At 67.8% G+C, this 10,024-nt stretch carries 9 protein-coding genes and 1 pseudogene; 2 read left to right on the forward strand and 8 right to left on the reverse strand.

Annotation, left to right across the window (positions count from 1 at the left end; translation table 11 throughout):
• From AQJ27_RS58265 to AQJ27_RS50585, 6 genes and pseudogenes are all read right to left on the reverse strand, one after another.
• A pseudogene (locus tag AQJ27_RS58265) lies at positions 1–288 on the reverse strand (hypothetical protein); the annotation flags it as partial.
• Positions 289–413: 125 nt separating this feature from the next.
• On the reverse strand, positions 414–1,100 hold the full coding sequence (locus tag AQJ27_RS50565) for an alpha/beta fold hydrolase (protein WP_067385723.1): 687 nt from the start codon (positions 1,098–1,100) through the stop codon (positions 414–416).
• A 344-nt stretch (positions 1,101–1,444) separates the two neighbouring features.
• Positions 1,445–2,128: a DUF169 domain-containing protein gene (locus AQJ27_RS50570; RefSeq protein WP_067385726.1), complete on the reverse strand. Its 684-nt coding sequence runs from the start codon at positions 2,126–2,128 to the stop codon at positions 1,445–1,447.
• Positions 2,129–2,156: 28 nt separating this feature from the next.
• Positions 2,157–3,707: a linalool dehydratase/isomerase domain-containing protein gene (locus tag AQJ27_RS50575; protein WP_235614070.1), complete on the reverse strand. Its 1,551-nt coding sequence runs from the start codon at positions 3,705–3,707 to the stop codon at positions 2,157–2,159.
• A 14-nt stretch (positions 3,708–3,721) separates the two neighbouring features.
• A complete protein-coding gene (locus AQJ27_RS50580) occupies positions 3,722–4,339 on the reverse strand; it encodes a hypothetical protein (RefSeq protein ID WP_159064674.1) in 618 nt (205 codons plus the stop codon).
• Positions 4,336–5,214 (reverse strand): alpha/beta fold hydrolase, encoded by an 879-nt coding sequence (locus tag AQJ27_RS50585; protein ID WP_067385755.1) that lies wholly within the window; start codon positions 5,212–5,214, stop codon positions 4,336–4,338. The genes AQJ27_RS50580 and AQJ27_RS50585 overlap by 4 nt, the downstream gene beginning before the upstream one ends.
• 438 nt (positions 5,215–5,652) lie before the next feature.
• Between AQJ27_RS50585 and AQJ27_RS50590 the strand changes: the two genes are divergently transcribed.
• Complete coding sequence (locus AQJ27_RS50590) at positions 5,653–6,339, forward strand: SDR family oxidoreductase (protein WP_067385733.1); 687 nt, start codon at positions 5,653–5,655, stop codon at positions 6,337–6,339.
• Positions 6,340–7,064: 725 nt separating this feature from the next.
• Here the strand turns inward: AQJ27_RS50590 and AQJ27_RS50600 are convergent.
• Both AQJ27_RS50600 and AQJ27_RS50605 read right to left on the reverse strand, forming a co-directional pair.
• Positions 7,065–7,568, reverse strand: a complete 504-nt coding sequence (locus AQJ27_RS50600; RefSeq protein ID WP_162489392.1) for a hypothetical protein — start codon at positions 7,566–7,568, stop codon at positions 7,065–7,067.
• Between the two features lie 266 nt (positions 7,569–7,834).
• The gene (locus AQJ27_RS50605; RefSeq protein ID WP_067385739.1) at positions 7,835–8,728 is read right to left on the reverse strand and encodes a LysR substrate-binding domain-containing protein; all 894 of its coding nucleotides are present in this window, start codon (positions 8,726–8,728) and stop codon (positions 7,835–7,837) included.
• Positions 8,729–8,850: 122 nt separating this feature from the next.
• Here AQJ27_RS50605 and AQJ27_RS50610 point away from each other — a divergent pair.
• Positions 8,851–10,024, forward strand: a 1,174-nt coding sequence (locus AQJ27_RS50610; protein WP_067385741.1) for an aminotransferase class V-fold PLP-dependent enzyme, incomplete at its 3' end; no start/stop codon positions are given.

Consider the following 10,024-nt stretch of genomic DNA (forward strand, 5'->3'; position numbering starts at 1 on the left):
GCCAGCGGAGCGTGAGCGTCTGCGGCAGCGCAGCGGTGCTGCTACCCACATCGTCAGTCCCACGGCACAAAGCGCCAACGTCCCTCCCGCGACGGTGGGGATGGCAGTCACGAGCTTGTTGCTGCGCAGGCGCATCCACCGGTTGCCGGGGGCAGTCCCGTGACCGGCCTGCGCATCACCGTCGGCCTCCAGCACGCTGCGATGGGACAGATCGCGGAGGTTGCGCTCCGCGTGGTCAAACGGCTCGCGGAAGGCAGCGCCGACCTCGGGTCCGCCGATATTTCGCACAGCGCGCCACTCTGTTGGTGATCGCCGCCGAAGGAACCGTCATCCAGGCCCGCACGGCGAAACAGCGAACCAGTTATCCTCGTCGCCGCACAACTGAGCTGACCGAGCCTGATTCCGGACCGGTCCTATGACTCAAGAGTCATCGCGGCATCGCGGATGACGTCAAGGACGTAATCGGGGTGCGAGAGCATGGGTACGTGGCTGCTGTCGACAGCGTAGGTCTTCGCGCCCATCCGCTCGGCGGCGGCCCGCTCCAGGTCCGGATTCACGGTGCGGTCGTTGTTCGCGACGATGTACCAGCTCGGCTTCGTGCGCCAGGCGGTGCCGGGCACCTGCTGGTCGAACAGATCGGCAACTGGCACGGCGCCGGTCGCGAGCACGAGCTTCTGCTCCTCTGCCGGAAGATCGCCGCAGAAGTCGCCGATACCCGACTCGCGGAGCCAGATGCGGCCGTCGGCGATCTCGATGTGATCGAAGACGGGTGTAGGGGGGAACTTGGCCTGCTCCTGCTGCGAGGTCTCGTCCTCGTCCGGGCCGAGCGCGGCGATGTAGACCAGAGCGCCCACACGGTCGTGGATGCCCGCCTTGGTGATCAGGGTCCCGCCGTAGGAGTGACCGGCGAGTACGACCGGGCCGGGCACGTGGTTGATGGCGCGGGTGACGCACGCGACGTCGCCTTCGAGCGAGTCGAGGCCGTGTTGCGAGCTCAAGACCTCGTGGCCTTCGGCCTGGAGCGTGGGGATGAGCTTGTTGAAACACGAGCCGTCGGCCCAGAGCCCGTGGGCGAATACGACGCTAGCCTTGCCGGCCATGACTTCCTCCTTCATGGATCCCCAGTCGTGACAATCCACTACACTGAGAGCCTTTCCCATCACCGTAAGTGGTGCTGGTGAATGCTGCGCGCCTTCCGCCCAGCCAACGCGAACCGCGGTGAGATCGGGAAGCGGCAGGACCCCCTCGCCCTCGGCAGTGATCGAAAACCTGGGCCCCGACGGGTCACCTGACACCAGCGGCGTAGGTCAATCCGATCCCAGGCGTTGCTGACGCCCGAGTCCAGGGCTGAGGCCGTCAGATCCAACTCACCTGTGGCCTGATCGACTTCGGCGACCTCCGTTGGGGCGACCAAGCCGGCGTCCTGGATCGGCCGCGGGGTCGGTCAGTCGAGCTTGGCGAAGCGCCGGCGGTCGGCGGCGGCGTAGCTGGCGGCCCTCTGGTCGGCGGCAACGGCCTGCTGCAGGCGGTCGATGACGGCGGGCATTCTGGCCGCGGGCAGCGCGCAGGTCATCTCCCCTGGGGGAAGGCCGGTACGAGCGCGGCTGACCGCGCATCCCGGGCTGACCGCGATCTGGCCGTTGCCGGCCAGCGGAACGATCTGGCATTGCGGCCTGGTGACGAGTCGCAGGTCTGGGCATGCGCCCTGGAGTGTCATGAGCGAGGAGGGCGTGAGCCGGACGAGCACGACGTCCGGGCTGGTCGCGACGGTGAGCGGTTCGTAGCGGATCGACGCCGGCCGAAATGGCAGGTGCGCCACGTGGTCGAAGTCTGCTGCGGTGATCCATTCGCTGCTGACGAGGACGGTGGTGTCGGCGCCTGCCGCGGCGGTGGCCATGTCGATCAGGCCGTGGGTGTAGCTCCCCACGCTGCAGTTGGCATGGTCCGCAGCTTGCGTGTCGAGGGACTGCCGCTGGGCGGGTTCCCAGAAGCAGCAGCCTGCGGGCTGGGCGGGGAGGCTCCTGTCGCCGGAGGCGGCCGGCTGCGTGCCGAAGGTGATCGCGACCGGCGGGTGGGCGAGGCCCAGGAGTTCGATGAGCGGGGCCGCCCATACGGATGCGGACGTCATAGAGGCGCCTTTCGTGTGCGGGGACCGTCTAGCGGGAGCTGCCGCCGGGGAAGGCGACCCGGATCCGGTGGTCGTCGATGTCGAGGTCGAGCCGGATGGAATGGGCGCCGGTGACGTGCCAGCCGGCCGAGTCCTGGTTGTCCACGGTGACCGAAACCTCGGCGGGGGCGGGGAGTCGATCGACGGTGAAACTGGTGGGTGTTCGCCGCCGTGAGGGGGTGGCGGCCGTGGTCTCGATGGTGAGGACGCGGTGGACCATGTCGTTCTGGGCGCGCCGGATACCGATGCCGGGGTAGTCGACGCCACGGAGTCGCGGTTCCGACACCGAAGCGCGCAGGGGTTCGTTGAAGATCCGCCACCACGCTCCGGGGCTGCCGCTCTCGACGAGCATCACGATGGCGTTGACCTGGCCGCGGGGCCAGGTGGAGTCGTAGCCGAACCAGAATCCGAAGCGGTCGTTCTCCTCGCCGAAGAACCGGGGCTGGTACTCGCTCTCGATGTAGTCCCGCAGGCGGTCCTCGGTGGCGGTGTCCTCCACCTCGTGTGCCATCCACAGGGCCGTGCTGAGGTGGTTGGGGTCGGCCCGGAGCCTGCTCAGCGGGAGATCCGGGGCGAACCAGCCGAGTCGCCGCATCGCCAACTCGTAGATCCACAGAGAGAATTCGCGGTCCTGCGGGTACATGTACAGCAGGCAGGGGAACACCCCGTGGGCCACGGAAGGGCCGGGCAGTGAGTGGAGGCGCTGCTCCATCGGGTCGTAGTAGAGCGCGAAGGTACGCAGCTCGCCGGAGCGGGTCAGGCTCATGTAGTGCCGGCGGAGGTAGTCGAACCAGCGGGGGACCGGCTCGCTCAGGGTGGTTCCGAGCAGCGCGTCGTAGAGTTTGAGCCCGAGTCCGGTGGCGCTGACGCAGAACGGCCAGATCTTGGTGTTTTCGCAGTGCGGGCCCTGGGGGCGGCTGCGGAACTGGGCGGAGATGAATTCCGCGATCCGTGCGTGGGTCCACGTGAACTGGCGGCTCTGGTATCCCGTGATCTCGATCGGTTGATGCTCAGTGGCCTCTCCCGAGACATAGCGGCGGATACCGAGGACCAGGTTCAGCCAGCCCCGGTAGAAGACGTTCCCGTCTGCGCCGCACGGGTCGGGCTGCAGTCCCCATGGTTCGATCCCGTTTCCGGTCCACCCCGGTACCGGGTAGCGGCCGCGCAGCGGTTCGGGGATGAATGCCTGCCACGCGGGGGGATAGCGGTCCGCGCCGGGATCGGGACCGATCAGTGTGCACCAGTCGACCGCGCCCCAGAACGAGGTGTAGCGGCGGACGAGTTCGTCCGCGATGCGGGTGTAGACCTCCCGCCATGCCGGGGTCGCCTCCAGCATGACGGGGAGGACGTAAGCCATGTTGTGTACGTCGAACCGGGGGAACGAGCACATGGGCGGCGCGGTGTAGCGGTCCCACCAGGGAAGGGGTTCGCCCTGGTCGCTCCAGTCGTCCGGGGTGGTCGCCTTGTCCCATATGAACCGCAGCCAGCCCAGAGCGCGGTCGTTCAGCGCGGGAGCGGGCGTTCCCTCCCGAGGGGTCACGGCGCGGGCGCTCATCATGGCTCCCGCATCGGTTCCCCATTGGTCCCGCGGACGATCCACAGCTTGGCCCGCGCGTTCCAGGCACCGGTCCACTGCGGGTCCAGCTGCCGCACCACCGGCTCGATGATGATCTTCTCGACACCGTTCGCTGCCGGGTCGTGCGCCACGTAGGCACCCGGGAGGGCCCGCCGGGGAGGATCGGCCGCGCCGATGGGCACCACCTTCCGGAACAGGCCGCGGAACCACATCAGAAGCAGATGGTTGCCCTCGACGCGGACGGTTCCCTCGATGCGGTCACGCATGATGGCGTCGACGGCATCATGCGAAACCAGGTCACGAAGCGCGTGACCGCTGTTGCCGAAGCGGACCGCGAAGTCGGGCGCCTCGGCCCTGCCCGCCGAGGTGGCGACGAGGCGCCGCTGTCCGTCGAAGTCCCAGTGCCGTGCGGGACCGTCCTCGACGGAGATCTCCACCGTGAGACTGCGCGTGATCTGGGACCGCAGCGCCGCGCTGAACCGCGCCGCCAGCACCAGCCCGTGCCCGAGCCACCACAGCAGCACCCGCAGCTCCGCGGCCGCCGCCGCATCTGACGCCCGCTGCTTCCTGAGCGCCTGGCCGACCATGCCCATCACGGGGCCTTTTCCTCGCCCGCACCCGACAGGAAACTGTGGACCAGCGCGGCGAACTCCACGGGCCACTGCCAGAGGAAGCCGTGCCCCGCGTCGGGGTAGATCCTGACGCGTGCGTTGGGCAGGTGCTCGGACAGCAGCCAGGAGTTCGGCGTCGGGATCATGATGTCGTTGTCACCGTTGGCGATCAGAACCGGCTGAGTGATCCCGGCCAGCCGGTCCAACTGGGACGGGTCGGGGATACCCCACTCGGTGATGGCGTCCATCTGGGCGTCGCGGGCCTGCAGGCCCGCGGGCTTGTCCCGGTCCTCGGTACGGGAGGCGCGCCGCTCCAGGAACTCCCGGCCCTTTTGCTGGCTGGTCGGGGTGACTTCGAAGAACAGGGAGAGCAGATCCTCGGGATGATTGTCGGCAACATTGGCGAGGGCCTGGACGTCGTTGATCCAGCCGTGCATGAGAACACCGCTGCGCGGCCCGGTGCCGGCCAGCACGAGCCGGTGGACGAGCTGGGGACGGATCAGGGTGAGTTCCTGGGCGACCATCCCGCCGATGGAGAACCCGAACAGGTCGATCCTGGACAGCCCGAGCGCCTCGACGAAGGTGATGGCGTCGCGGGCCATCCCGGTGATGGTGGGCGGCACTGTCCCGGATGACAGGCCGACACCGGCGTTGTCGACCGGGATGACCTCACGGTGGGCGGCGAGGGAGCCGAGCAGCAGCGGATCCCAGTTGTCCAGGTTGCCGCGGAAGTGCTGCAGCATCACCAGCGGAAGCACGCCCGGAGAGGAAGTGCCGAACCGTCGGTAAGCGTAGGTGACCCCGTTGGCACCCTCGACGAACTGGTTCGGGGCGGTCAACGCGATGTCGCTGGTCGACATGATCAATCAACTCTTCCGCTTCGGTCGCTTTTGGGCCCTCGCGTTGCCTCGCACGGGCAAGCACGCAGTACGGCCGGGGGACCACCACACCGCAGCAAGCTGCCTCGCCACCGCCTCCGCCATGTGACCGGGAATGGGTGACGGTGACCAGATGACCGGGCGTGAGCCGTCGCGGCCGCGTTGTGCCCGAATGGAGGAGTGAGGCCTCATACGACTCCGCTCGCGCGGGCTGCCTCTCGCCTCAGTGGGCGTGGGATTGCCGACATCGCCTCGGGCCAGCGTATGGATCAAGCCTACGGCGCGGCCCGAGGCGCCGCATCTTGTGATGCTCGGGCTAGAGCAGTCACTGTGCCCGAGGGACGCCCCGTCGCATACGCTGAAAAGGGACCCGGATACCTGCCTGCCCGAAGAGGGCGCGAGGGTGGCAGAGGAAGCGCCATGGACATCAAGGGTTCGGTTGCCCTGGTAACAGGAGCCAACCGCGGAATCGGCCGGGTATTCGTCCACACACTGATCGAGCACGGAGCAGCCAAGGTCTACGCAGGCGCCCGGGACCCGGCAACCGTGACCGGCCAGGATCTCGTCCCACTGCGCCTGGACGTCACCGACCCCGAGGACATCGCCGCAGCCGCGGCGACCGCGGACGACGTCACCATCGTCATCAACAACGCAGGTACCTCGAGCGGCGACACCCGGCTCCTGGAGGGTCCCTTCGACGGGGCACGCCAGGCCATGGAAGTCAACTACTACGGTACCTGGGCCGTCTGCCGGGCCTTCGCCCCGATCCTTCAGCGCCACGGCGGCGGCGCACTGGTCAACATGCTTTCCATGACCTCCTGGACCGGACGGCCCGACTTCCCTGGATACGCGGCGTCCAAGGCAGCCCAGTGGTCACTCACCGACTCCCTGCGCCAAGGTCTGAGGGAGCAGGGAACCCTGGTCGTGGGGGTCCACGCAGGCTTCGTCGACACCGACCTCAGCGCCCGGATCGACGAACCCAAGATCACCGCAGCCGACGTGGCAGAGCAGACCATGCAAGCCCTGGCTCACGGCTGGACTGAAGTTCTCGCTGACGAGCCCACCCGACAGCTCAAAGCTGCCCTCTCCCAGTCCCCTCAGCGCTGAACTTGACGATGTCCCGAGACCCTGAGAAGCCGTTGCTCCGCCGGTCCTGGTCAGCGTGAGCTCGAAATCGCCGATTCAGTCAGGTGATCTCCTGGCAGGCTGAGCATGAGAGGGGGGCCTCCCGCACAGCTCGTGGGTAGCGGACGCGCGTGAGCTGGTTAACGTCAGTACGCGAGAAGGCCGAGTCAGTCATCTGCGTGAACCCGCTGAAGCGAACGAGCAGCCGCGGTCGGCGCATGGCCTGCGGGCAGCTCGCCGAGTCGTAGTCGGGCATTGGCAAGCCCCCCGCGTCCGAAACCTCTTGGCAGTCTGCGGTACGGCGGAGACGGGCAGCATTGGGGCATGGCGATTCGACGGCCACCTGCCAATGCACCGGGTTCTCTCAGCGACGATCCGGTTCTCGACTACGCGCTGCGGGAGTTGGCGTGGTTCGAGTTCACCGTGTCGGTGACGGCGTGGGCGCTATGTCCTGGCAGAAGAGGCTTGGAGGCGTCTGCATCCTGCTATCGAACGCTATTGACTCTTATCGCCGAGCGAACGGGATCCTGATGCGCGTAGCCAACTGCTGGAGCGAGTCGAGGCCGTCGTGGACTCTGAGATCACCTCATGGAGTGCGAACCTTCGCCAGGGGAGCTCTGTGGAAAGTCTTGGCGAGCCTCCGCAGTAAGGTCGCTGACTTGGGAGTGCGAGCGCCTACCGAACCGGCCAGTTGGCCACTCTGTGCATCACAGTTGGCCGCCTCGGCTCGTTGACTCGCCTCGTTCAGAAGAGTCTTGTGTTTGGCGATCTCGTGCAGAGAACGCGCCGCCGAACGCACTCTCCAGCCGGTCGGTCGCAACCTCGGCAAACAGCCCTACGAGCACGCCCGTGCCGCCGAACGCGAAAACGTTGACGTTCTCGGCAGATGTCGGGGCGGCGAAGAATCCACCCCGGACCACCAGATAGAAGCCCAGGGCGAGAATCGCTCCGATCGGTGGCGTCAGGAAGTACCACGGTACATACCACTTCCTGACCTCCGGGGAGGTGAAATCCCCCCGGATGCGTAGCAGCATCCGAATGGAGCCACCCAGCAAGCCGCAGAACGCCACGCAAAGAAGAATCCGCCGCTCCGGGGAAACGGTCCAGGACCAGCTCAGCAGGTGAAGTCGGGTCGGGCCAGCCAGATCTGCTGGCTCTGGCCACGGCACGATGAGACACGCCAGGGGCACGTTCGAAAGCAACAACAGCAACGCGACAATCGCTCGCGTTCGGGATCGGCCTATCCCTGGCCGGCCACCATTGGGCAGGGGGAGCGGACCGACGCGACGTTCTGGCCCTCGGGTACCCGCGTCCCGCCGAAGGCAGTGCCTGACTCTGTCTCGTCTGGCTGGGCGGGGCCGGTTAGAGCGGCCGCCGCAGGTGGACCGCCGGGCGTCGGGGTGTTTCACGAGTGACTGCCTATGAAACAACAGGGGGTGCGCCCAGGGGCTCGTGTCGGGTCGAGATCATGCGGCGGTTAACCGGTGCGGGCGGGCAGTTCGCCGATCGCGTGGCGGATCGCGGTGAGGAAGGTCTGGATCAGGGGGTGCTCCCCGGCTCCGGCGCGTATGGTCGCGAGCACGGTGCGCGTGTGGCCGGCGGAGCCGTCGAGGATGACGCCGGGGGCGCGGTCGAACCACAGCATGTCGGGCAGGAAGGCCACCGCGTGGCCCTGCTCGACCAGCCGTGCGTGGACCCGCATGTCCGCGGACACGTAAGCGACGTCGGGCTCGAACCCGGCGGCGTGACAGACGGCCGTCGCCCATGCCCGGGCGGGCGTGCCGGCGGGTTCCATCACCCAGGGGTGCTCGGCCAGATCAGCGAGCGACACCACGGGTGTGGAGGTTGCCAGCCGCATGGCGTCCTCGCACAGCAGGTGGTGCTCGAACTCGGAGGCGCGGGCCGGTGGCGCGAGCCCGGGGAACGTCTCGTCGATCACAAGGTCGAAGTCCCGGGTAAGCAGACCGGGCAGCGAGGTGTGGGGCTCAGCCTGGCTGGCCTCCACCCTTATCCGGGGATGGTTCTCCCGCAGCCAGGTCAATGCGACGGGCATCAGTGCGAGCATCGCGGTCTGGAAGGCCGCCACCCTGATCGTCCCGGACACCTCCCGCAACGAGGCCGCGATCTCCGCCTCGGCGCGCTCCAGCTCCCGCAGCGCCTTCTCCGTGCGGGCGACGAGGATCTCCGCCTGCGGTGTCAGCCGGACCCCCCGGCCTTCCCGCTCCAGCAGCGGAGCGCCGACTTCAGACTCCAACAGCGTCAGTTGCTGGGAGACAGCCGAGGGACTGTAGGACATGGCCGAGGCGACAGCAGCCAGCGTGCCGCGGTACTTCAGCTCCCGCAGCACCGCCAGGCGGCGCAGGTTGTACACGCCCCTCACTCCATTCATAAGATTCTGTGACCTGTCTCCTCCAGAAACATTCACTTTACTCAAGAGAGGTGCTTTGGGACTGTGAAGGCAGAGCAGCACCGCACAGATGGGGAATAAAGGGCATGGACATCGAAGCGCTCCGCCAGGACACCCCGGGCACCGCGAACCGGATTCACCTCAACAACGCGGGCGCGGGCCTACTGTCGCGTCAGACACTCAAGGCCGTGACCTCCCATCTGGAGCTGGAGGCCGCGATCGGCGGCTACGAGGCCGCGGGCCAGGAACGGGACCGCATTTATGCCGTCTACGGGCGCATCGCCCGACTGGTGGGTGGGCAGGCGGACGAGATCGCGCTGTTCGACAACTCCACCCACGCCTGGAATGCCGCGTTCTACTCCATGACGTTCAAGCCGGGCGACCGCATCCTCACAGGCCGAGCCGAGTACGGCAGCAGCGTTCTGGCCTACCTGCAGACAGCCCAGCGCACCGGAGCCGAGGTCGTCGTCGTCCCCAACGACGAGTCCGGCCAGCTCGACACCGCCGCCCTGGCGAACCTGATCGACGACCGCACCAAGCTGGTGGGCATCGCCCACGTCCCCACCAGCGGCGGCTTGGTCAACCCGGCCGCCGAGATCGGACGCATCACCCGTGCCGCCGGCGTTCCCTTCCTCCTCGACGCCACCCAGTCCGTCGGCCAGTTCCCCGTGGACGCAGCCGGGCTCGGCTGCGACATTCTCACCGCCACCGGCCGCAAGTTCCTGCGCGGCCCGCGCGGCACGGGCTTCCTGTGGGTGCGCCCAGAGGCACTGGCATACCTGGAGCCGCACGTGACCGAGATTGCCGCGGCCACCTGGGACGGCAAGCGCAGTTTCACCTGGCACGACGGCGCGCAGCGTTTCGAGACATGGGAGGTCAGCTACGCCAACGTCCTGGGACTGAGCGCCGCCGTCCAGCAGGCCCTGGACCTCGGCATGGACGAGATCGGCCGACGCACCCTCGCCCTCGGCGCCTATCTGCGCGACCGGCTGGACGCCGCGCCCGGCATCACCACCTACGACCTCGGCCGGCAGCGGTGCGCGATCGTCACCTGCAAGGTCGACAACATGGTCACGGCCGATGTCGCGGCCGCCCTCGCCGGGCACGGCATTAATGTCACCACCACCGACCCGGTGCAGACCCAGTTCGACACCGAGGACCGGGACGTCCACCCGCTAGTACGGCTCTCGCCGCACTACTACAACACCGAGGCCGAGATCGACCGCGCCGTCGGGGTCCTCGCCGAACTCGCTGCGGCCC

Source organism: Streptomyces olivochromogenes, from assembly GCF_001514115.1.
Lineage (GTDB): Bacteria > Actinomycetota > Actinomycetes > Streptomycetales > Streptomycetaceae > Streptomyces > Streptomyces olivochromogenes.